Below are 23151 nucleotides of genomic sequence, written 5' to 3' on the forward strand. Positions count from 1 at the left end.
ATAGTAAGGAAGTCAAGTGCCGTTGTGGCAAATTAAAATATGACTGGCAGAAATAATACTCATTAGACTGATTTTAGTATCAAGGACGGCTTTTATCCATCGTTCTTGTAATGTTTATGATTTTTTGGTTTAAACACAATCTTTTGTCTGTTACTGGGTTCTCCGTTGAAATGCTTGTTGGCAAACAATATATCAGTATTGTTTTTTACCAGCTTGAATAAAATAGGCCTTAGTGTGTACGCGTTGCATCGGTAGTTTGCTACAATTTCATATCTTTGAATAGTGGTTTTTGGGCGAAATTGCAAGGCCAATAGTAACACAGTCCCTAACAGATACTTATTTTTAATGGATAGATCCAAACGACCAGCTAGCCATATTTTGGCCAAGAAATCAGAGAAATTTCTAGAGAATTGTTCACACGGTTATGACCCACAGAAAGAGCATGCTGATTCGGGCGAAAAAATCAAATGCTGCCTCTTTAGTGAGTCTCGCTTTCGTGAAGGAATACTAAGTTAGCATCTAATTTTAACATTTAAATAAGGAATTTCATGTTGTCTGATCTGATATACTAGCTTTTCACCAGTTCAGCCAATAATCTTCAGCAGTTTTTTATGCTTGGATTTGCATATAATTTTAGTTTGCTCAAAAAATAAACTGGTCGTTACGCCTGGGTATTTTAGTAAAGGTCGCCACCTGATTTTATCTCAAAGCGAGCGCCCAATTCCGTTATCCAGATTTTAGAATGACCAATCTTCGCGGAGCGATTTTCAGACCAGTATTTGGGCATCCAAAATATGCTAAAATTAGTGTTAACGGCGTATTCACTTTACGGAAAGCCCGGATTTATCTGGGATTTTGTATTTAATTAGATTAATGTTTGTTAGAAATACTCCTAAAAGTTAGTTGTATCGATAGCCCTTTCATTGCGCGTCGAATTTTCATAAATTAGCTTAATAATTAGTTTTCTTTAGCGCTCATGAAAAATTACCACACTGAAAGGGAGCTTTTGCTCTCTTATCAAGCTCAGCATCATTATTTTTCCACTCGTATGAATCATTTCGAACTCACGGGACCAAACATCGGTGAGCTTTTACCGGCAAGTATGATTGTGCAGGATGTGGGATTAAACTATAACTTATTTATGAATAAGGTAGGCTGCGATTATTTGGGGAAGGATTCAGATGCACTTAGGGAAATGGGACCCGAGTATTTTTTGCGCTTTTTTCCCTTGGAGGAGATGCTGAACTTGAAACGAAACTTAGTGGCTTTTGGCCAGCAGAATGACTTTTCTTTGTCTCATAGTTTTTTTCAAAGGGTTCGCGCGGACTTTAATGCAGACTATAATTGGTACCTCACTAGTTCTCGCTTGACTCCGGAGACAATCTCTTCTGCCGCGACGCTTATTCATGTTTCGGTTCCTTTAAGTGGTATTGATGGACTTTCGCTAGCAATGAGAAATGTCTTGGGAATGGAGGCGCAGTATGCTAAGGATTTTCAAAAGTTCTCAAGCTTAACCAGGCGGGAAAAGGAACTTATTGTGCTCATGGTCAATGGAAAGAGTAGCTTGGAGATTGCTTATCTGCTTCACCGCTCGATTCATACCATCAATAGCCATCGCAAGAACATTTTTAAAAAGCTTTCGTTCTCTTCTCTCGCACAATTAACACGCTTTGCAATTTGTTATCATCTGGTTGAATTCTAGCCAAAAAATCACTACAAGTAGTGATTTTTAATGTTCAGATTTTATTCCAATTTAGAGTAGGTAATCTGTTTGGGAATAGGGTATTTTCCTCAATTCTCATTTAGGCCGCTAAACTCTCTAAATTCGCTCTATGGATATGTTAGATGTTTGTATCTCGCTAGTTATCACGCTCTTCATCTTAAGCATGGTAACTGAAAAGCTTACCCAGCTGATCAAAAATTATAGTCTTTTTTTTAATATTTTATTTACGTTAGTTGCGGCTTCTCTCTTAGCTCGAGCAACGCTTCACCTGTTCAAGGATACTTTGGATTTAGTTGTTAAGATTTTAGGCGTTATAGTATTCGCTGCTAACTCGGTCTCTATGTGGCTTTTCACTAAAGCGCAGTCTCGAAAGCTGACCCTTGGCGTCTTAGTTAGTGTGGGAATTTTGAATCTAATATTAATATTTACTGATTTCAAATTCGCGCTATACCTGCCAACAGGTGCGCTGATTGGTTATTTCGCGATGATTAGCCTTTTTCCAGATTGGTTTATTGCATTCAGGCTTAAAAATAAGGTTTATAATAATCGATTATTTAAGCGCATCAATGCTGCGCCAAATACGCCACCTGAGCAGGATAAAAGGGGTAAGGAAATTACGATGTTGAGTTTTTTGACTGGACTATTTATCGCTTACCTTTTTCATGCTAGTTTTCTGGATATTCTTGATGGATTGGTGAATCCTGGAACGTCTGGTTCTAAATTGCCTGATTTCAGTTGGCCAACCTTTCCATTTACCTTTGATGGCTTCGAGCCTTCATTTGAATCTTTTCACTTCTCCGCACGCTTTGCTGTGGGTATTATGTTGACCGGGTTTTTCCTCTCTTTTGGTTCTAGTTTCTTTCATGATTTGCTAGAGATGCTCTTTTATGCTAAAAAGGCTAAAGGTGCTATTTCGGATCCAGATACTTATCAAAAAACAAGTGCGGATGAGGTGGAGAAATGGGTTGAAAACTATCAGATTGAGAATTTTTACTTTAAGCATCAGCAACGGCTAATGAAGATGAATCAGATTTGTTCTGTTTCTGTGGCTAAGGTTTCCTGGCAAGATAAGTCCGTTCTGGGTTTATTAATTTATACTAAAGATAATAGGCTGAGCGGTAAGGATATCAAACATTTGTTTGTAGATAGGGATGCAAATGGAATGGAAGTAAAAATACCTTTTGAAGTAAAGTTTTCGGATGCAAGGGTGGAGCTGACCGTAGCTGAGGTTGGGGGAGTGGATGCTGTTATAAATAGCAAAGGGCCTATTGGTGCTGGTGGATCGTTGGGCTGCGCGCTTGGAATTGATGGTACTGTGGATAAGTATGTGATGAGCTGCTTTCACGTGGTAAAAAGCGCTAATCACTCCTGGGACTTTTCGCCTTTAGAAAATGAGCGGGAAGTGAAAATTTTTGGTGGTGATGTAATCGGAGATATTGTTTGTGCTGCGCTCAGGCCTGATGCAGAAGCGGCTTTGATTAAACTTAGGGGTTTTGTTCCTAAAATTCCTTTTTTTCCGGGACTCAGCGCGAAACCTTTAGTTGAAGGATTTGCCGGCACCAGCGATGAAGGGATGCAGGTTTATATGTATTCTCGCAAAGGGAATAAAAGGTGTTGGGGTTATTTGCGTTCGGTTTTACATAGCGATGATATGCCTTATGAGGATATTTCAGGGAATTATCAGATGAAAAAGCTTTTGATGGTGGTCAGCGAAAATGGTGGACATCTTCAGCAACCTGGTGATTCTGGTAATTTACTATTCAATTCGCGTGATGAGGTCATCGGGATGGTGTTTGGACGTAAAATTGGTGAATATACCTTAGCCTTTTCTATTGCGTCGGTTCTCGATATTTTCCGTGACCATGGTTTTAAAGTTAAACTAAATTAATGTTGTTATGATAAAAAAAATAGCTTTACTGACTTTGCTGATGCTTAGTTCAGGAATTTTTGCTTTCGCTCAGAATGTTCTCTTTTTAAAAATTAAAGACGGTAAATTGGAACTCGAGAAAAAGGTATCTGATAGTGGTACCGGTAATGAAGAAACGCCGGTGTTTGATTACAAACTATTGACCATTCAGGTTTCTGGTACTGCTGATGAGGTCAAAAAGGTAAGTTTCGTTTTAACAGGTAATTCTAGTAAGGATGGTTGTGCTGCTGGCTCCGCACTGGATACTTTTGCTGCTTTTAAGGAGAATACGGCAATGCCCTTTGCTGCTATGCTCAAGAAAATCAAGCTTGATGATCTTCCTTCTCGAATGCATTTTAGTTTTTTGATAGCTGGACAGTCTGCTAATTTGGATTTTTGTGTTCAAAAGGTTGGAGCTGTGGAGAAGGCAACTACTGCAAATTTACTGCCTTGCTTGAATCCAAGTTTTTATGAGTTGGCTGCCTATAGACAAATCTATGGTGTGAATAAGGCATCGAAATTTTATGTATTGACGCAAGATTTAAAGGACTTTAATAGTGTTCCTCAAATTAAGCTCTATGATCCTTTGAAACCAGATGAGGTTAAAACTGCTGAGGGAATGAAAGTTGGGAGGAGTTTGATTATTCAGTTCAAAGGCTATGAGGAGAATTATGGTGAAATAAAAGCGCCAGTATCCTTTAGAGACTTTAATTTGGAAGATAAGAGTTTATTTCAATCTTTTTTAGCTGGTGGTAAATCTTCCACTGCCAGTACTGAAAAAACCACAGACGATGGCAAAAAAGATAAGACAACTGAAGGCGTTACGCCTGTTGAATATAAAAATGCGATTAATGTGCTCATCACGCAATTGAAGAACTTACAAAATGATTTGGATTCAAAAAACATAGATGAGCGGTACTTTTTTTCGGTCTTGGAAGATTTGAAGCACAAATTGGTTGGGTGTTTTCCGGGATTAAGTGAAGGAAAATCGAGCGCGCTTGCTGCTTATTTTTTATCAAAAAACTTTGATGCTCAAACTAAAGCTTTGGGAGAAACTGCTGTTTCGGTTTTGTCAAGCATTGAAAGAACAATCGGTAAGCGGGAACCTAGCGTGCAGCTCAAGAATGCGGATGAGGTGGCAATTGACGTCAGTTATTTTGGTAAGGGTTCCACCACTGCAGACGTGATCCGGCAATGGACTTATCCGCTACTATGGGGCTGGAAGGTTGATTTCAGCTCTGGTCTGATTTTATCAAGTTTGGTGAATGAAAAGTATTTGATCACTGAGGCATCTTCAGTAACTGACCCGGCGACTAATACTTCGGTGGATATGAAAATGGTGCTGAAAGAAAAGCAAAGTGATGTGAGGCCGGGCCTTGGTGTTTTGGCGCATTTTTATCCGCGTATGAGTAAATGGTTTTCACTGGGACTGACGAGCGGTTTTCTTTTAAATGAGAATTTGGCGGTTCAGTTTCCAGTAGGATTGAGTGCAATGCTGGGACGTGAGTCTCGTTTGGTACTGAGTGGTGGCGTAATTGGTGGGGAAGTGAAACGTTTGAGCGCTAAATATAATGAAGGGGTTGCGGTTAAGGCGACAAGTCTTGCAAATATTTCCGAGGAAAATCTTCTTTCGACCCGAACTAAGGCGGGATGGTTTTTATCGGTTACTTATAATTTTGGTGGCACAAACTTGGGTGGTACTACAGGTAAGTAACAATTGAGTTTTATCATATTCCAGGCAATAGTCAGGGTTTTAGTTAATCCTGATTATTGCCCGGTTACGATTGAAGATGCCCATATTGCCACTCTGGCTTATTTGCTCCCATTCAGCAGGCTTTAAGAGCTGTCCTCTTAAAGTATAGACATACAAAATAATCCTATTGATCAATTTGCGTCTGGACTGTTCCAACTCGACTGGATCTGTGCTTTCATCCTCTATAAAATGCTTGATCATCGTCATCAATATCCGACTGTTGTTGAGTAGTGCTCCCCAGATCTTCCGCGCCTCCCAGAGACGGTCATAGGCCTGATTATTCTTAAATCCAAGGTAAAAAGCTACCGAGGTCCCCACTATCGCAACAAGTGGCTAGGAGATGATTAACCAACTGCTTCCAAAAAAATGAAAGAATACAGTTACTGTAGACATCCAAGCAGTAAGCCATATAAGATGATGCCCAGCGAAGGCGTAAATAGAGCATAGGCTGAGGTTTTTTTCGTTATCATAGTAGGTGATTTTATCGTTTGTCTTTCAGTAAAGATCGCGTTCAATGAAAGTAAATGTTTTGTTTAAAAAGTCATTTTGTTTTGTTTATAACGTCACGGGAAACCCTTTACATTTTGTACTTGAAGATTTTTAGGGTTTCAAGAAGCCATTTTATGCGAACCTTAAAGATGTAGAATTAGATAATTTAATCTAAAAGATATCAGAACTGAAAAATGTTAAGTTAGAAGGAAAATAGAATAAAAATTAAGCATATAAATTTGTAATTATTTAATTATCATTCTATATTTAGTTTCATGGATACGTAAATACATTTTTTCCAAGCCTCATCTAAATTAATCTGTTTTTTTATGCACGCTCGCTCAAAAAAAAGACGCCCACCTGAAGTGCCCTACCCAAGTGTAGTGTATAAGCATTTTGTCGATTACCATGAAACTTCCCACCAGGAACATTCGGTGGTCACACTGAAAATCGACAGCGTTTTCGATTTCCAAAGAATCCAGTCTTTTATCGGAAACCTGAAAGCCGATTGTATTCCCCTTTTCAAAATCTCCGAAAAAATCAATGCCCAGGATTTTTTTACACTCCTGAAAACAGAAATACATTTAAAAGAAGCCATTGTTGTCGGTCCTAGACTAGATGCCACGTTAACATTAATTGAGAACATCCGAAGCAAAAACTCCACAGGACTAGAAAACAAAATCCTTCAATGGTACTTCAAAAACGGAAAAGGCTACTATTCGCCCTTATTTATAACACCTGGTAGCTTCTCGGATTTCAAAGAAATAAATAGGTTTGCAACTAACCTGCTCATAGCGGAGCCCTGCGCCAATTCCGGCAGTAATCAGGCAATGATATCCCGCTGTCAAAAACTTGCAGCGCTTGATATCATCATCAAAAAAAATAGCAAAACCATGTTTGAACATTTTGCCTATGCTTGTTTAAATGAAGAAATGCTGCAAGAAAATACCGACCAGCTCACACTTATAGATGGCCAGGCAACCGTTGATATCCGGGACCTGAACTTTAGGGGGTATAAAATATCCAAAAGCCACATGAAACTGGGCTCAAAAATCCATGTCCGTGACTTTTACTATGCAAGCACGCTTTTCCAAAGCAGCTATTTTATCACCCGGTTTACCTTGCTTTTGGTCAAATATATCGTGAACGAAATTGAAGGGCAAAAAAGGGAGCATCCTGGCCACACTACACTGGTGAGTTATGGAAAGTATTCAGAGCCTTTAGTCTTCCAGGTGATATCTAAACTCCGGCAGATTCACCCGAATTTACATTTTGACTATGAAATCATCAGCGATACCGAAGAAGCGATCGCTTTGAGGAATATAAAAATTCAGGAGCGTGATCATATCTTTATTCTGGTTCCCATTGGTACCACACTCTCGACTGGTATAAAAATTAGGAATTTTCTAAATTCAGCGCCCTATTTTATCAAGGAAAGCTCAATTAGGCAACCCTACATCAACCTGTTGGTTTCTGCTAGCGGAGCCTTGGACAACCAGCGTGCCCAGGCATTTAACCGTGACAAAAAAAACAAAAACGACATCCTTAGCCAATATGGATGGGAACATATTGATGTCCGAAACCAGATCATTACTGTCAGCAGTTTAGACAGCAAGCCCCAGAAAATCCAGCAAAAATATTTCCTGGCCTTATCCACCAAATGGTATAATATCAACTCCTGCAAATTATGTTTTCCCGACCATCCCATCGAAGAAATACCCTTGATTGAAACCGACAGGACTTCGGTTACCCCACAACTGATACTGAATGGCGACATCAACCATGGCCAAATCGATGCAATCTCTACACCATTTATATCCCTTTACGAAAAATCGCGGGACATACTCCTTGATAGGTCCTATCACCATTACGGGCACATTCTGTACGAGGGAGAAGAACATGTCCATTTTTTAAACCCGGTCAAATTCCTTGAAACCCATAAAGTAGCGATAGAAGAATGGCTGAAAGCCAAAAAAGTAGAATTGATGGAAAACTACAATCACGGAAGACAGGGGGAAAAGAAACTCATTACACTGGAAGAGCTCAATATTACCCTGATCTCTCCACAGGGAAACCTGAATTCCAATTTCTCCTCCCTGATTAATGATATCATATTCGATGGCAGGGCCAATGTTATCCAATATGACACTAAAAACGACTTCGTTGAGAATTTCGTCCAGATTTACCACCAGACCATATTCCGCTCGGACTGCATCTACTTTATTGACGATCTAATCCTGACTGGGAAAACCTTCCACTCTTCAAACAACTTTATCCGACAGTGCCTTTTAGAGTATGAAACAGGGCTTCCACTAAAAGGTTTCGACAGCGTTTTCGTACTCATTTCACGGGCATCGGTTGCTACACTAGCTGGCATTTCAGCCGAACTTCCGGAGAAAAAATACCCAAAAACCATATACTGCTTCAAGAACATTGCCATCCCGCCACTGAAAGTACCACACATGGAATGCCCGATTTGTGCTCAGGGGAATACCTACCGTAAAATTGGCCAGAGCTCAAGCCTTAACAGTACCCGGGCATATTTCTTCCAGAAAGCCGGCAATCGTCGCCTTACCGATTTTGACAAAGACCAGCTGGGGAAGCCCTCAGACGTCTACCAGCTTAACGTCGGGGTTACCTGCGAATTGACGGCAGAAGTCAGCCAGGATTATCCATTGGTTGATAAATATGTCTGGCTAAACAAAACAAACCGTCATTTGATAAAACTGATCATCACCGATTTAATGATGAGCCCTGCCGCGGAAGATATTTTTGACCGGATAGACAACGTTTTCAAACTTAAAGGAAATGAAATGATCCGCTTTGTGAAGACCAAGCAAGTATTGAAGCAGTATCACCTTACTGATCAGGAAACTCAGGCGATGCTCATCAAGGTCCTTACCCTTCCGCCGTTTGTAAACTATAAATCAAAGAGGGAAAAAGTATTCCATTCCCTTTTGTTTGAAGCCCAATCGACATTTTTGAAAATCGTTGGCCGCGATGCTGAACTTTCTGACGAACTGCAAGGCAAATTATCACGCCGTTTTTATGACTTCAGCTACCTGAAACTGATATTGAAGAAACTCTCCAACTTCAAATCAAACTACCTGCTCAGGAAAAGCACATTGACAATGTTTTTCGAGATCTACCAGATGGGTGGCCAATCGGGTGAGGAGAAGAATTTCCGAGCCTACAGGGCCGAACAGCTACATCGTTACCAAACATTCAAGGCCCAGTACAAAGAACTCCTCCAGTCCCTAAAACCTGAATCACCCGGTCAGCATGGCGTGGCAACCCTCACCGAGCGTGCGCACTCAGGCAAGATTAGTGCCGAAGAAAAATACAAGAAGATAATCGACTATTGCAACCAGGCTATTGCCAACATCGGCATCATTGACAAATCCTTAAACGGCTTTCAGTATTTCATTGTTGCTTGCATAAAAGAAGTGATTTTTAGCAATGAAGCCAAAGCGATCAAACTGGAAGAAAATATCAATCAGATCTTCAGAAAGCCTGCAGAGTCTGCCCTTTACGGCATCTCACCAGAATTCTACCATTTACTACGGGTCATTAAACTGGAAAATACAGGTATACTCACCCAATACCTGGATAAAACGGTTGCAACAAGAGGAGATTTACTGGGCGAAATCGATTTTAGCTATGTCAACCGACAAAAGAAAAATTATGCTATCAAACCTCTTTATGACTTCCTTGTAGCAGAAAACCATTCCCTGGGCCTGAAAGGACAGATTGCCAATATTCCTTTCAATCAGTTTATGAAGATTTACAGTTTCCTTCACAGCGAATCCATTGGGAACGAGAACGGGACAAGAATGCCCCTGATCGATAAGATCAGGTTTTTGCTTACCAAAATACTTGTGCTTTTTGAACTGAACGATATCAATGCGGAAATTTCCATCAATCTTTCGGATAAATCTTTCGAACGGAAAAAAACAGGCAAAAAGAACACTAGCCTCTATGCATTTACCAACGGTAAGGAAATCAGCAAAGCCATCAAAGCAGACAGCTTCGCATACCTACTACACAAAGGGATTGCCGCCAACCAGCCCGGAATCCAACAGACCCTGGTTGAGTACCGCAGGGTAGGGGAAGATTATCAGACACTGGTCGCAGACCTGTTTGATTTCAAAGGAGATAAAATCAACCATATGCACCAGGAGAAGTCCAATAATGTGAACCGCCTGGTTGAATTCTCCGATAATCCAACGCACCTTCTTTTTTTTAGGATTGCCCCTTTTGGGTCTGAAGGAACGGAACAGCCTTCGCTCGCCGTATTGACCATCAGAGTGAATCAAAAGAAAAAAACAAACTGGTACTTTCCCATTGAGCGGCTTCGTTACCTGGTTTGTTTACAGTCCAAAATCGCTAACTTCATACAGGTCAATACTGAAAATGATGCTTTCCAGGCCTATATCGAAGAAAAAAGGGATTTGATGTCCTTAACAAGGTACCGCCACGGATTAGATAATTATTTCAACCAGATCAAATCCCAATTAAATAACTTGCGTGCCATCAGCCCTTATACCGTTATCGCCCCAGATACAGTTACCCTGAGCGAGTCGCACTTTCATCAACTGGATGAAAACGAGGATAAAAGGCTAACTCACATCAAATATGTGGAAGAATACCTCACACTGGGGTTCTACCAGATTTTAATGTCGAGGGAATTAGTCGAAATTCAGAAAAAAAACCGCAAAGACAAGATGCGGATTTTCTCGGACAGCAAGAAGTTTCATTTTGGGCATATGACCGTAAAGGGACTCGAAAATAGACTCCGTGACAGGCTCGGCTTCGTGTTTTCCATCTCCAATCCTGTTGATCCCATGCCTAAGCTTGATTTCAAAGGATTTGACATCACGCTTTCCTTTAAAATAATCATCGAAATTTTTGACATGGTCATCCTCGAAATCATGACCAATGCATTCAAATACATCAATTACGAAGATAATTGCTCCGTATCCTTTGAAATCAAAAAACGCGCCAGCCAAACCTACCTCGAGGTCAGGAATTCCTTCGGCTCGGATGCCAGTAAAATGCAAAGGGATATGATTTTCAGTGAAGGGAAAGGTCTGATGATGATTAACGATATTTACCTCAAACTCTTCGAAGATAACCGATTCAGATATTCAAACCCAAAATCCAAAAAGAAAATATTCACCGTTCGCTTACCCCTGATTCTAAAAATCCTGGAATGAAAAAAATAGTCTATTTCGAAAACCAAAAAGTACATTACGACTTCATCTACAATGCCCTCTGCGAGGAATATGATGTCTATCCCAAGCCTGAAGAATTCAAGAAGTTGTGCAGGATGTCACTTGCCTTTCTCTATGATATGGAAAAAAATCTCAGACCGCTGGTCAGCTATCTCCGCTCGGTCAAAGCAGACCTCTATATTGTCGACGTGGCCCTGGCCACAGACATGGAAAGTGCACAGGATGATTTTACAGGGGGAGAGATCAGGAAAAATCTCCTGAGCAACCTTTTCCCAAAAACCACGGCCATATTCCTGACCGGGCACTACCGGGCCGACCTTGAACCGTATGCCCAGGAGGGAGACGATTTTCTGAGCAAATTTGACAATTCTCACTATCCACACGAAGTGAGTCTGAAACAGTTGAAGATATTAATCGAAAAACACCTGCAGAAATGAGCAATTTACACCAGACAACACCCCGCAACACAATTGATAAGTTCCTAGGATTCCTTTTTTTATTGGCCATCATCGTAAGCGTAATCGCCTTTTTTGGCATTACCATCAGCGCATTCGTAATTTGCGTAAAATCGGTAATTAGCGGTTTCGACGTGAATTACCTGTTCAAAGCCATAGAATTTATTTTCATAGCGCCTTTGCCCATCCTGATTTCCAGCGTTTCCTACAGCATTTACCACAAAATCATTCGCTGGTATTTCCTCGACCACGGTATTCGTACCCCCGAAGACGCCAATACCGCAAGGGAACAGGTACTCGTTGAACTTTCCCTAACCAAATACCTGTTCATATCGACGCTTCTCTCCACGGTGATCGTCATTATCATCGAATTTTTATACAGGAGGCTAGGCGAACTGCATGGGAAACCGGCAGCCATCGACTGGATGACACTAATCATCGGAGCCGTTGGTATCTTAGTGCTCATCATCCTTATTAAATATGTCAGCTTAATGGGCGAACATCTTGGACACCAGATTAAAGAAATCAAACAATACCGTATTAGCAAAATGACTTCAAAAGAAGATGTCGGCCGCCGTATTGCGGAGATCGACGTTGAGGAGGCTAACCTCGATGCGGTACCGGATAACAACTAATAAAAAATCAATCCGGCGTCAAACAACCTAATACAATTTGAGGACTGTGTCGACTGAAGATCAAGTAATCAAACCCAAAAAAATGAAGAAGAAAAAATCTATGCAAACAAATGAAAAATAGTGGAGCCTTAACACTTATAACCTAAGCTATTGGAATAGGACAAGTCGACACCACAGTGTAAACTTGCCCGTATTAAATAAAACGGTTACGGGGCTCAGTTTGCCACTGGGAATAGCCTCAAAAATGAATAAAATTTATCTTAATGATTAAAGAAATAATCATTATTTTAATCATAAATCACTTGTCTATTAGAGGTAAGTGATGCTTTCTTTTACCAAATCTTGCAGAAGTAACTTATGATCCTCGCCCCAAGTTCCCAGTTGAATTATCAAATGCATCAACTCCCTTCCTAAGTCTGTTAAAAAGTATTCAACTTTTGGATGGAAAAACCACAACCTATTGACCCCTTTTCACCAAAAATAAATTTTTGATTACTTCTTGATAACCAGTTTGTTTCGGGGTCTTCTAAAATTGGAGGAATGAGGTCAATCAAATTGGTTTATCCAATAACCTGTCTTATTGTGAAAATCTAGCGACTCATCCCTCTGCCACGGTCATTTTTATGGCTATTTTTTGCCTCCTGAATCTTACGATAGAATTCCCTGCTTTATAGTAGATTGGTGTATTCACGTACTGCCTTTAAAATGCTTTTCTGCACATCCTGCCATTTTAGCTTTCCATCCATCAGTTTTACAGGAACATTAAAGTCGATATCGTTATGGTACATTAGGGATAACTTAGCGGTGTTGGGATCGACATTTGGATATTTCTGGCAGTAGTAATCCAATATTTCATCTAAAGGCATTTCCATTAACAGGTAATGCATATCGATAAAATCCTTGATCCGTTGTCCGCTATTCACAATTGCATTGATCTTCATGGCCGATATATCCTGATTGGACATCATCCTTATGCCTTCGATTGTTTCTATTGGTCTGATAGATGGATACTTGTGCGAGATAAAATCAAAATCAACTTCGCCAATACTACCACTTACATAGTTGCCCTTGTGGCGTTTTACATCTGCGCCATAGCTGTTCCTTAAATGTACGGCGAGTCCATCACCATCAAAGTCTGAAGAGCTGAAAAGGTCGATATCTATGGATTCCCTGTGTCCGATCCTTAAAGATAGTGCGGTACCACCTACAAGATAAAAGGAGTTGAGCTGATGATCTTGCATCAGTGTCTGGATTAGATCCAGTGTCCCTGGTGTAACTGTTTCTTTATGTAACATCTGAGTTTTTCTTTGCTCAACTGAAAATATCTACAAACGGCCTCCATGGTCATATCAGAAAGATAGGTGATGTCTTCTTTGAGGGCTCGGATTACGTTTTCTCTACCATAAAACCTGATCATCTCCTCCCAATCCATTGTATTGCCTTTATCAAGCACCCGTTCGATAACCGTTTTGTAACTCCTGCTCCAGTCCAGTTTCTCGAAATCAAAGTCCCAGAACAGTACCTTTGGAAGGTCTGGTCTTCTGACCTTTTGTATCAATGGATGTCTTTCAATTTTGATTTCATCGTTTTCGAATGGAACCTTTTTTTTCGAAAGATAGTTGTTCAATGTATGATAGTTATAGGTTGGGTAGCTGTCGCAAAATCCTTTCAGACTTGAAAACACATCGATATCTGTACTGGCAAATCTTTTCCAGTGCACAACGATTACTCTTTTGTTCAATTCCTTTAACATCCTACAAATCTAACTAAAACAGGAATTAATGCCTAATATTTTTAAATATTTGTCAGTTGGCTGTGATTATTAAATTTATTGATTTATATCATAGCTAACTTTTTCTTTAGCACTGCCATGTCTTCGCTTACCTTGATATCCAAAATCTTCGCGTAATGCTGGGTAGTCCTGATATTGGTATGTCCTAGCATCTTCGATACGCTTTCTATCGGTACACCATTCAATAGCGTAACCGTTGTGGCGAATGTGTGGCGGGCAATATGCGAAGTCAGTTTCTTTTCAATTCCGCACAGTTCGGCAATTTCCTTCAGGTATTCGTTCATCTTTTGGTTGCTGGGAACTGGAAGAAGCAAGCCTTTATTAAGGCAGACTTTGTTGGTGGAATATCTATCCACAATCTCAACAGCTGTTGAAAGTAGCGGAACCGATGACCTTGTTTTGGTTTTCTGCCTGTTGGTAAAGATCCATCGGTCGTCATCAATTCCCTTCCTGATATTTTCCTGTTTCAGTTTGAAGACATCGACATAAGCCAAACCAGTAAAACAGCAGAAAATAAAAACATCTCTTACCTGCTTCAATCTCTCCGATAAAAATTCTTTACCCGCGATATGAGCCAATTCCTCCTTGTTCAGATAAAAGCGATCAACATTCTTTGTTTTGCCTTTATAAGCTGTAAATGGCGATTTATCTATCCATTCATTCTTCATACAGATGCGAAGGATTTTCCCGAGGTTCTTAATGTTTTTTACAACATAATTGTTTGCGCAGTTCTTGTCAGACCTTAGGTAATGGTCAAATCCGTTCAGAAATGCCTGGTCGATAGTTCTAATGTCCATATCGGCTACACCATATTTCTGGCGGATAAACACTTTCAGGTGCGTCTCTAGAACCTTGTAACGGTTCAATGTGCCACGGACGTAATCTTTACCTACAAGCTGTTCCATCTTTAAATTATGGTCGGCAACCGCTTCCAATAGGGTATGTGAATTAGTAAGCGTACCCAGATAACTTGATTTGATTGCATCTGCTGTTATCGGCAACCCCATATCGAAAACACACTGATGCGCATAATAAACCGCATTCTGCAACTGGTCAAGATGGGTATTCAACACCTTAATCTCTTCTTTTGAGCCGATGGCTCTGCCGCCCTTGGCATTCCATCGCTTGGGGTCGCAGTCACGATTGGTGGCGATCTCTGCACGGTTTCCCTCTACGGTAATCCTCATGTAGATCGGTACATTTCCGCTTACATAGTTCTTTTGCTTTTTCAGATAGAAAAGCAGGCTAAAATTGGTCTTCATAATCTCTCGATTTTAGTTAAACAACCCGAGAACCGACTTTCGGTTCGAGAGCTGCATCACCGTTAAAAAACAATAGATAACGACGATGCAAACATAGCTTTGCTTCTTAAAATACACAAGATATTCAGTTTATAACAACCTGTTCAATAGATGGTTATATACAATTCGGTGAGTCAATTTTAACCGTTTTGCCTTAACACCGAATCACTCACCAAAGTTTTGTGAATTCATGTGATTTTTGGCAATTCCCTAAAAGCAAAAAACCTGCTAATCGTGCGATTGCAGGGTTTTATACATTTTGATAGTCTTTGGTGTGATCCCGCTGGGATTGGCTCAGCCCCGCAAAACCCCGAACCCGGCCCTGAGCCTTTTACAAATCGAACCCAGGCCGGCGCTTCTGTTCGAATCCCAGAGGGGATAAAACAAAAAAACCTCACATTTCTGTGAGGTTTCTTGTGATCCCGCTGGGATTCGAACCCAGGACCACTACATTAAAAGTGTAATGCTCTACCAGCTGAGCTACGGAATCATTTTCCTTTTGTTTAAGGAGGTGCAAATATAGAGATAAATCCTTTCTTTGCAAATGTTTTTACAAAATGTTTTTGGCCTTTATCGTTAAAATAATGTTATCAGGTTGTAACCTCTTGATTTTAAAATGGCTAAGCACCAAAAATAATTTTCATCTTTTAAAAATAAAAAGTTAAGCAAGCTAAATAGGGATATGCTTACCCGAAATATATTATTTAACCGACTTGGGTATAAAGTTCAAAAACGATTGAAACTGTGCTTTATGTTTGTTTTTATCGAGCTTAAAGTAGAAGGCACCACGCCGTGAGCTCGATTTATCTTTCTCGTTTTGTTTAATGAGCAAACCACTGGCAGTAATTTTACGGATAAAGTTGCGGTTATCAATCGGTGTATCGTACACCTGTTCGTATAAAGCCTGCAATTGTGGGATGGTAAAGCGTTTGGGTAATAACTCAAACAAAACAGGGTGGAGGGCTGCCTGGTAACGGATTTTATCCATCGCTGCTTTTACCATAATATTATGGTCGAAAATCAGTTCAGGTACTTCTTTAAGTGTAAACCATTCGGCACGGAACTGATCATTAATCTGTTTACTGTATTTATTGATATCGATCAGGGCAAAATACACTACTGATACCGTGCGCTCAATAGGATCACGGTCGGGGCTACCGTAAGCGTGCAACTGCTCTAAATATACATCGTGCAGTCCGGTAAGCTCCAAAAGGATCCGCTTCGCAGCGCCATCCAGGTTTTCGTTTTCGCCAATAAAACCGCCCATTAAGCTCCATTGATCTTTTATTGGCTCAATGGCCCTTTTAATAACCAAAAGTTTCAGTTGTTCGCCGTCGTAACCAAAAATAATACAGTCTACGGCAACCAATACAGGTTTTTGATTTAGATATTTTTTCATGTTTTAAAAAAGCAGGGTTAATTTAGCATCGTTGTAATTGGTAATATAGCCCAAAATATTTGGATAACCATCAAATTCTTCCAGGCTATGGGTAGTCGTTAACACCAGGCATTGCATACCTGCGTTCAAAGCTGATTCTACACCTTTAGGCGCATCTTCAAAAACCAGGCAATCAGCTGGTGAAACACCCAGGGCAGCTGCAGCCTTTAAAAATGTTTCCGGATCGGGTTTGCTTATTTGTACATCATCGGCACTTACAATGGCGTCCAGGTAATGGCGGATGTTTAAGCCATCTACCACAAAATCAATGTTGAAAGGAATAGCTGCGGAGCCAATGGCCATCGGAATCTGTGCAGCCTTAGCCCGCTCCAAAAAGTCGTCCAAACCGGCTATCAAGGCCAAATGCGGTAAATAACCCTCCTGGTAGCGCTTTTCTTTATCTATCGAAAGGCGTTCGATTTCTGCAGGACTAAACTTATCCTTACCAAAAACACGCTCCAGTACTTCGTGGTTTTTGCCGTACATTTCTTTCTTTACACTTTCGTAATTTAGTGCTGCACCTAAATCTTCCGTCATAATACTGTACCAGGCTAACGTATGGTATTCCATATCGTTAATCATGGTTCCGTTTAAATCAAAAAGAAGAGCTTTAGGCTTGAAATTAAAATCGTGCATAGTGTTGCTAAATTATATGATTTTTTTTGATGTTGGGAATGATGATCAATATTAACAGAAATAATATTATAATCGTTAACCTGACGTTAATTATTTTTACTACTTTAGCTGTAACCAAAAATAAATCTATATGCAAGCATCAGGAGTTTTGCCAGGTAAAATTCACGATTGCTTCATCAACTTAAAACAATAATAACTGATGAAAAAACCATTTCTTAAGGCATTACCATTGGCTACCTTGTGCGTAGCCCTTGCTTTTAGTGCATGCAATCCTAAAACCGATAAAGGTGCAACGAGCAACGCACAGCAAGATTCGTTAAAATACAGCGCGACCATTGATGGTAAGGCGGTTAAACTTTACACGTTGAAAAACAAACAAGGTGCTTCGGTATCGATTAGCAATTTCGGCGGCAGGGTAGTTTCCTTGTTGGTGCCAGATAAAAACAACAAACTAACCGATGTGGTACTTGGCTACGATAGCGTGGGTGCCTACCGTAAAAAAGGTGAACCATTTTTTGGCGCATTGATTGGCCGCTACGGAAACCGCATTGGTAAAGGTAAATTTACTTTAGATGGAAAAGAATACCAGTTACAGCTTAACGATGGCGTAAATACCTTGCATGGCGGTACTGATGGCTTTTTCGGCAAAGTATGGGATGCGAAACAAGTGGATAGTACGAAGCTTGAATTGAGTTACGTTTCTAATGATGGCGAAGCCGGTTACCCTGGTAAATTGGATGTGAAAGTGACCTATACTTTAACCGACGATAATTCGCTGCAAATTGATTACGCGGCTACTACTGATAAAACGACTATTGTAAACCTGACCAACCACGCTTATTTTAACCTAAACGGTGAAGGCGACAGTACCATTTTGGATCACGAACTGATGATTGACGCCAATACTTATACACCAGTTGATTCGACCCTGATTCCAACCGGAAAATTGCAGCCTGTTGCAGGTACTGCTTTCGATTTTAACAAAGCAAAACTAATTGGCAAACAAATTGGCGATAACGACGAGCAGTTAAAATTTGGTAAAGGTTACGACCATAACTTTGCCTTAACCCACCACGATGGTAAAACACCGGTAGCTGTGGTAAAAAGTACTAAAACCGGGATTGTTTTATCAGTGATCACCACCGAGCCTGGCTTACAGTTTTACAGTGGTAATTTCTTGACCGGGGCGGATAAGGATGGTAAAGGCGGTAAATCTTACCCACACCGTTCAGCTTTTTGTTTAGAGACGCAACACTTCCCTGATGCACCAAACCACCCGAATTTTGCTTCAACCGTACTTAAACCGGGTGAAACCTATAAAACGAGTACAACGTATAAGTTTTCGAAATAAGGTTAACGGGTTGTATCAAATATAGAATTGTCATACTGAGCCTGTAGAAAGCCTGCCGTTATGCGTATGGGGCATTCGACAGGCTCAACGTGACAAACTTCTGAGAAAGCAAGATTGATTGATACAGCCTTTTTTATACTGACAATAACCTTTCAGGGAATTGCGAAATTTTTTCGATGGTGAGTTGCTGCATAATCTGGTATAAGTGGGTTTTAAACATATTGATGGTATGTTCACCGCCCTCATCACCTAAAGCGCCAACGCCATACATAAACGGACGGCCCATAAAGTTGAATTCAGAACCTACTGCATGTGCTCTTGCCAAATCAACACCCGAACGGATTCCTCCATCCAGCATGATTTTGAGTTTTGATTTGTAAACCTCATTCCCGGCAAGTTTAATTAAAGAATTGATCGATGATTCACCCGCATCAATTTGCCGTCCACCGTGATTCGAAACAATAACCCCATCAACACCAATTTGTATGGCTGCCTGCATATCTTCGTCGGTAGCGATGCCTTTTAATACTAATGGGCCTTTCCAGATTTCGCGGATGGCTGAAACTTTTTCAATATCAACTTTTCCTGTAAATGTCCTGTTCATAAACTGTCCGAGCTGCGACATATCCATTCCTTTTTCCATATATGGCTTTAAGGTGGCAAACGAAGGGATGCCGTGCTGAAGTGTTTTAATCCCCCATAAAGGTCTTGCGAATGCCTGTAAAATATTACTTATCGACATTTTAGGGGGTATAGACAGACCACTTTTAATTTCCTTGTACCTTAATCCAAAGGCAGGAACATCTACCAGTACCACTAAAACCGGACACTCAACCGCTTTTAACCTTGATAAAATATCATCCCTCAGTTTGTTTTCAGTAGGGTGATAAAGCTGAAACCAGGCTTTTCCTTCTGAAACTTCTGCAATGCGTTCGATACTACTGGTAGATACTGTACTCAGTGTATAGGGAATATCGGCTTTAGCAGCAGCCTTAGCTAAAATTTCGGGTGCATTAGGCCACATTAAACCTTGTAAACCAATCGGAGAAATGCCAAATGGCGCACTGTATTTACGACCAAAAAGCTCAACCGACATGTCGATATCTCCACCAACACGTAGGTAATTCGGTTTAAGGTAAATATTATCGAAGTCGCTCTCGTTTCTTGATAAATTAAGTCCCTCATTACAACCACCCTCCAGGTAATCAAAAGCAAATTTGGGGATTCTTGATTTTGCTTTTTTTCTTAAATCGGCTACAGAAGGGAATTGAGGATGGTAAGGGAATGTAATATTTTTACTCATAATTAAATATTGTGTTGGTCAGATTGTGTTTTAAAATTGAAAACTAATGTTTTGTATTATGTTTTCCATCCTGCACTATCTGCTATTTTGTATTGATCGTTTTATGTTTGAATTTGTTTGCGCTCGTTTCCAAACGAGTGCATAAATAGCAAAACGATTATATCGTTATAAACGATAAAATATTCAACGCTCGTTGGAAACGAGCGTTAGCGCATATATAAAACTAAACCCCATAAAAAGCTTTCGCATTATCGGTGAAAATTAATTTCCTTTCAGCTTCAGAAAATCGAGCGGTGTACTTAGTAACTAAATTAAACCAATCTTCATAAGGCCTGCTGATTAACATTACCGGCCAATCGCTGCCATACATCACACGTTCAGGGCCAAACGCTTCAAAGATCACATCGAAGCAGTTAAATAATTCTTCCTCCGTCCAGTTTTGCCAATCGGCTTCGGCTAAAAGGCCTGACACTTTACATTGTACATTTGGGTTTGCAGCCAAAATTTTAATGTTTTCAGTCCAGGCTTTCAAATCCTGACTTTTTACATCCGGTTTACCGCAATGGTCCAATACAAATGGCTGATCCGGAATTTGATCAACCATTTGTATAATGGCTTCCAACTGATTGTGGTAACACAATAAATCGTAAGTATAATTGTATTTTTTTAACTGTTTAACACCCGCAATAAAAGCTGGGTTAAGCATAAAATCACGGTTCTCGGCCTGCAGCACATGTCGCCAGCCTTTAATGGTTTTATGATTTTGCCAGTAGTTTAAACGTTCATCCAGATTGGGATTAAGCAAATCAACCCAGCCTACAATGCCTTTAATGATTTCATTTTGCGCTGCCAGCTTCAAGAGAAAATGATTTTCCTCTTCCGACTGACTGGCTTGCACGGCAATACATCCGGTAATATGAAGTTGGTTATAAGGCTCCATTAGGTTTTCCGGAGAAAAATCTTTGCGGATAATTTTCATATCATCGCTAATCCAATTATCTCTAACCGGATCGAAATTCCAAAAATGTACGTGCGTATCAATCATTTGTTAAAATTATTAAAGTTTAAATATCTGGTCCATTAAGATCCACTTTTCGCCCGGTTTAGCTCCAGGCAAAGCCTGCTGGAATTTCCACATCAGGGTTTCCCATTCCTGCACTTTTGGGTTGGCTAAATCGGCTGTACCTTTAGCTTCAAAAGAAAAACTTTCATTCACCTCCATAATCATAAACAGCCGGTTACCAGCGAGATATATCTCCAGATTCTCGATGCCAGAGGAGCTGATACTTTCTTTGATTTCAGGCCAAACTGACTGATGGTATTGCTTATATTCTTCAATAAGCTTTACATCGTCAACCAGATCGAGCGCGAGGCAATATCTTTTCATATTAATTTTCGCCGTAAGCTTTAGCAGTTTGTTTGCTGGTGCCTAAACCATCAATACCTAATTCAATCACATCGCCTGCTTTTAAATACCAGGGTTCTGGTTTTTGGCCTAATCCAACGCCGGCTGGTGTTCCTGTAGAGATTACATCTCCTGGCAAAAGCGTCATAAACTGGCTGATGTATGAAATCATAAAAGGAACATTGAAAATCAGGTTCGAAGTATTTCCATCCTGTAAGGTTTTTCCGTTTACGGTTAACCAAAGGCGAAGATTATGTACATCCGCAATTTCATCCTGTGTAGCAATAAATGGCCCGATCGGCGCGAAAGTATCGCAGCTTTTTCCTTTTACCCATTGGCCGTTTCTTTCAATCTGAAACTCACGTTCGCTATAATCGTTGTGCAACACGTAACCTGCGATGTGATCCAAAGCATTTTCTTCAGAAACATAACTCGCTTTTTTACCCACAACAATGCCCAATTCTACTTCCCAATCGGTTTTTTTACTGTTTTTTGGGATAATTAAGTCATCATTCGGACCAACAATGGCCGAAGTAGCCTTGAAAAATAAAATCGGCTCCGAAGGAATGGGTGCATTGGTTTCGGCCGCGTGGTCTTTGTAATTTAAACCCACACAGATAATTTTAGAAGGACGAGCCAAAGCTGGACCAAGGCGTACAGCTTTATCAACCTGTGGTAAATCTGCATTTTCGATGTCCTTTTTAAGTTTTTCTAAACCGTCGCCACCGAAGAACTCTTCATTATAATCTTTTACCAGTGCAGAAACATCGAAATAATTATCGTTAATGATTACTCCAGGTTTTTCAGCTCCCGCTTCTCCAAATCGTATTAATTTCATTATTTTATATTTAAAATTGTGTTATTAATTATTTAAGGTTGTAAATCCACCATCAATCGGGTAATCGCAGCCCGTAATAAAAGAAGCTTCATCACTGCACAGATATAAAGCCAGCGCGCCTACTTCTTCCGGTTTCGCCATCCGGCCGATAGGTTGTGTTTTAGAAAGCTTTTCGAACATTTCAGGGATATTATCCGGATAGTTTTTCTGTAAAAAGCCATCTACAAAAGGCGTGTGTACCCTTGCCGGAGAGATGGAATTACACCTGATGTTTTCGCCGATATAATCTTTGGCTACACTCATGGTAATGGCTTTCACTGCACCTTTAGCCGCACTATACACGAAACGGTCGGGTAGGCCGACCAAAGCAGCAATTGACGCCATATTGATGATCACACCTCCACCTGCCAAACGGATCTGCGGAATGGCTGCATGCAAACAGTTGTAAACACCTTTAACGTTTACGCGCATTACACGGTCAAAATCGGCTTCTTCAGTCGTATCAGCCTTTCCGATATGTGCAATGCCTGCATTATTGATCAGGATGTTGATCTGCCCGATCTGATTAAAAACCTCATGAACTGCTTTATGGTCAGAAACATCGCAGGCATAACTAAATGCTGTACCGCCATTTTCCTTAATTTCATTGATCGTATCCTGCGCCTGTTCAGTTCCCAGTTCGATGATGTGAACTTCAGCGCCCTGTTTAGCTAAAATGGTTGCAATGGCCTTTCCAATGCCGCTTCCCCCGCCTGTAACCACGGCTCTTTTGTTTTTTAGTGAAAACATGTATGGTTATAAATTATAATTGATTAGAATATACAATACAAATAAAATAAATATTGTTGGTTAAAAATTTTATCTTCTTGTCTAAATATTAACAGATATTGTC

General features: G+C 40.3%; 19 protein-coding genes and 1 tRNA gene. 7 read left to right on the forward strand and 13 right to left on the reverse strand.

All coding sequences use genetic code 11. From position 1 onward, the window contains the following. Positions 1–976: 976 nt before the first annotated feature. From IM793_RS06225 to IM793_RS06235, 3 genes are all read left to right on the forward strand, one after another. Complete coding sequence (locus IM793_RS06225) at positions 977–1702, forward strand: helix-turn-helix transcriptional regulator (protein ID WP_193420223.1); 726 nt, start codon at positions 977–979, stop codon at positions 1700–1702. A gap of 130 nt (positions 1703–1832) precedes the next feature. Continuing rightward, complete coding sequence (locus IM793_RS06230) at positions 1833–3611, forward strand: hypothetical protein (protein WP_193420224.1); 1779 nt, start codon at positions 1833–1835, stop codon at positions 3609–3611. A 7-nt stretch (positions 3612–3618) separates the two neighbouring features. Next, positions 3619–5343 (forward strand): hypothetical protein, encoded by a 1725-nt coding sequence (locus IM793_RS06235; RefSeq protein WP_193420225.1) that lies wholly within the window; start codon positions 3619–3621, stop codon positions 5341–5343. 39 nt (positions 5344–5382) lie between these two features. Here IM793_RS06235 and IM793_RS06240 read toward each other — a convergent pair whose 3' ends face one another. Further along, a complete protein-coding gene (locus IM793_RS06240) occupies positions 5383–5700 on the reverse strand; it encodes a bestrophin family ion channel (RefSeq protein WP_193420226.1) in 318 nt (105 codons plus the stop codon). A 500-nt stretch (positions 5701–6200) separates the two neighbouring features. Between IM793_RS06240 and IM793_RS06245 the strand changes: the two genes are divergently transcribed. Genes IM793_RS06245 through IM793_RS06255 form a run of 3 tightly spaced genes read left to right on the forward strand, consistent with a single transcriptional unit; the run spans position 6201 to position 12195 of the window. After that, positions 6201–11087 carry a hypothetical protein gene (locus tag IM793_RS06245; RefSeq protein WP_193420227.1) on the forward strand — a complete coding sequence of 1629 codons (4887 nt, stop codon included), beginning with the start codon at positions 6201–6203 and terminating at the stop codon, positions 11085–11087. Beyond that, positions 11084–11542, forward strand: a complete 459-nt coding sequence (locus tag IM793_RS06250) for a hypothetical protein (RefSeq protein ID WP_193420228.1) — start codon at positions 11084–11086, stop codon at positions 11540–11542. The genes IM793_RS06245 and IM793_RS06250 overlap by 4 nt, the downstream gene beginning before the upstream one ends. Next, positions 11539–12195, forward strand: coding sequence for a hypothetical protein (locus tag IM793_RS06255; protein ID WP_193420229.1), 657 nt, complete (start codon positions 11539–11541; stop codon positions 12193–12195). The genes IM793_RS06250 and IM793_RS06255 overlap by 4 nt, the downstream gene beginning before the upstream one ends. A gap of 309 nt (positions 12196–12504) precedes the next feature. On the opposite strand, the gene IM793_RS25105 is transcribed toward IM793_RS06255, so the two are convergent. From IM793_RS25105 to IM793_RS06290, 7 genes are all read right to left on the reverse strand, one after another. Further along, positions 12505–12651: a winged helix-turn-helix transcriptional regulator gene (locus IM793_RS25105; RefSeq protein ID WP_193420230.1), complete on the reverse strand. Its 147-nt coding sequence runs from the start codon at positions 12649–12651 to the stop codon at positions 12505–12507. A 212-nt stretch (positions 12652–12863) separates the two neighbouring features. Continuing rightward, positions 12864–13490, reverse strand: coding sequence for a nucleotidyl transferase AbiEii/AbiGii toxin family protein (locus IM793_RS06265; RefSeq protein ID WP_193420231.1), 627 nt, complete (start codon positions 13488–13490; stop codon positions 12864–12866). Then, the gene (locus tag IM793_RS24770) at positions 13448–13936 is read right to left on the reverse strand and encodes a hypothetical protein (RefSeq protein WP_227256153.1); all 489 of its coding nucleotides are present in this window, start codon (positions 13934–13936) and stop codon (positions 13448–13450) included. The genes IM793_RS06265 and IM793_RS24770 overlap by 43 nt, the downstream gene beginning before the upstream one ends. 95 nt (positions 13937–14031) lie before the next feature. Then, positions 14032–15249, reverse strand: a complete 1218-nt coding sequence (locus IM793_RS06275; protein WP_193420232.1) for a site-specific integrase — start codon at positions 15247–15249, stop codon at positions 14032–14034. Positions 15250–15705: 456 nt separating this feature from the next. Next, positions 15706–15778, reverse strand: a tRNA-Lys gene (locus IM793_RS06280). Positions 15779–15988: 210 nt separating this feature from the next. Beyond that, positions 15989–16687, reverse strand: coding sequence for an NUDIX domain-containing protein (locus IM793_RS06285; protein ID WP_193420233.1), 699 nt, complete (start codon positions 16685–16687; stop codon positions 15989–15991). Between the two features lie 3 nt (positions 16688–16690). After that, on the reverse strand, positions 16691–17362 hold the full coding sequence (locus tag IM793_RS06290) for an HAD family phosphatase (protein WP_193420234.1): 672 nt from the start codon (positions 17360–17362) through the stop codon (positions 16691–16693). A 199-nt stretch (positions 17363–17561) separates the two neighbouring features. Here IM793_RS06290 and IM793_RS06295 point away from each other — a divergent pair, with 199 nt between their 5' ends. Further along, positions 17562–18713 carry an aldose epimerase family protein gene (locus IM793_RS06295; protein WP_193420235.1) on the forward strand — a complete coding sequence of 384 codons (1152 nt, stop codon included), beginning with the start codon at positions 17562–17564 and terminating at the stop codon, positions 18711–18713. 133 nt (positions 18714–18846) lie between these two features. Here the strand turns inward: IM793_RS06295 and IM793_RS06300 are convergent, their stop codons facing one another. The 5 genes from IM793_RS06300 to IM793_RS06320 form a co-directional block, all read right to left on the reverse strand. Then, the gene (locus IM793_RS06300; protein ID WP_193420236.1) at positions 18847–20016 is read right to left on the reverse strand and encodes an alpha-hydroxy acid oxidase; all 1170 of its coding nucleotides are present in this window, start codon (positions 20014–20016) and stop codon (positions 18847–18849) included. Positions 20017–20239: 223 nt separating this feature from the next. Beyond that, positions 20240–21061, reverse strand: coding sequence for an amidohydrolase (locus IM793_RS06305; protein ID WP_193420237.1), 822 nt, complete (start codon positions 21059–21061; stop codon positions 20240–20242). 12 nt (positions 21062–21073) lie between these two features. Further along, positions 21074–21403, reverse strand: a complete 330-nt coding sequence (locus IM793_RS06310; RefSeq protein ID WP_193420238.1) for an L-rhamnose mutarotase — start codon at positions 21401–21403, stop codon at positions 21074–21076. Between the two features lies 1 nt (position 21404). Continuing rightward, positions 21405–22259 carry a fumarylacetoacetate hydrolase family protein gene (locus IM793_RS06315; RefSeq protein ID WP_193420239.1) on the reverse strand — a complete coding sequence of 285 codons (855 nt, stop codon included), beginning with the start codon at positions 22257–22259 and terminating at the stop codon, positions 21405–21407. 24 nt (positions 22260–22283) lie between these two features. Then, positions 22284–23048: an SDR family NAD(P)-dependent oxidoreductase gene (locus IM793_RS06320; RefSeq protein ID WP_193420240.1), complete on the reverse strand. Its 765-nt coding sequence runs from the start codon at positions 23046–23048 to the stop codon at positions 22284–22286. Positions 23049–23151: the final 103 nt, after the last annotated feature.

The sequence above is a fragment of the Pedobacter sp. MR2016-19 genome, assembly GCF_014947265.1.
GTDB lineage: Bacteria > Bacteroidota > Bacteroidia > Sphingobacteriales > Sphingobacteriaceae > Pedobacter.

Bases quoted from the DNA above. Each gene is read 5' to 3' on its own strand.
- IM793_RS06225 (WP_193420223.1), top strand. From the start codon at position 977: ATGAAAAATTACCACACTGAAAGGGAGCTTTTGCTCTCTTATCAAGCT.
- IM793_RS06230 (WP_193420224.1), top strand. From the start codon at position 1,833: ATGGATATGTTAGATGTTTGTATCTCGCTAGTTATCACGCTCTTCATC.
- IM793_RS06235 (WP_193420225.1), top strand. From the start codon at position 3,619: ATGATAAAAAAAATAGCTTTACTGACTTTGCTGATGCTTAGTTCAGGA.
- IM793_RS06245 (WP_193420227.1), top strand. From the start codon at position 6,201: ATGCACGCTCGCTCAAAAAAAAGACGCCCACCTGAAGTGCCCTACCCA.
- IM793_RS06250 (WP_193420228.1), top strand. From the start codon at position 11,084: ATGAAAAAAATAGTCTATTTCGAAAACCAAAAAGTACATTACGACTTC.
- IM793_RS06255 (WP_193420229.1), top strand. From the start codon at position 11,539: ATGAGCAATTTACACCAGACAACACCCCGCAACACAATTGATAAGTTC.
- IM793_RS06265 (WP_193420231.1), bottom strand. From the start codon at position 13,490: ATGTTACATAAAGAAACAGTTACACCAGGGACACTGGATCTAATCCAG.
- IM793_RS06275 (WP_193420232.1), bottom strand. From the start codon at position 15,249: ATGAAGACCAATTTTAGCCTGCTTTTCTATCTGAAAAAGCAAAAGAAC.
- IM793_RS06285 (WP_193420233.1), bottom strand. From the start codon at position 16,687: ATGAAAAAATATCTAAATCAAAAACCTGTATTGGTTGCCGTAGACTGT.
- IM793_RS06290 (WP_193420234.1), bottom strand. From the start codon at position 17,362: ATGCACGATTTTAATTTCAAGCCTAAAGCTCTTCTTTTTGATTTAAAC.
- IM793_RS06295 (WP_193420235.1), top strand. From the start codon at position 17,562: ATGAAAAAACCATTTCTTAAGGCATTACCATTGGCTACCTTGTGCGTA.
- IM793_RS06300 (WP_193420236.1), bottom strand. From the start codon at position 20,016: ATGAGTAAAAATATTACATTCCCTTACCATCCTCAATTCCCTTCTGTA.
- IM793_RS06305 (WP_193420237.1), bottom strand. From the start codon at position 21,061: ATGATTGATACGCACGTACATTTTTGGAATTTCGATCCGGTTAGAGAT.
- IM793_RS06310 (WP_193420238.1), bottom strand. From the start codon at position 21,403: ATGAAAAGATATTGCCTCGCGCTCGATCTGGTTGACGATGTAAAGCTT.
- IM793_RS06315 (WP_193420239.1), bottom strand. From the start codon at position 22,259: ATGAAATTAATACGATTTGGAGAAGCGGGAGCTGAAAAACCTGGAGTA.
- IM793_RS06320 (WP_193420240.1), bottom strand. From the start codon at position 23,048: ATGTTTTCACTAAAAAACAAAAGAGCCGTGGTTACAGGCGGGGGAAGC.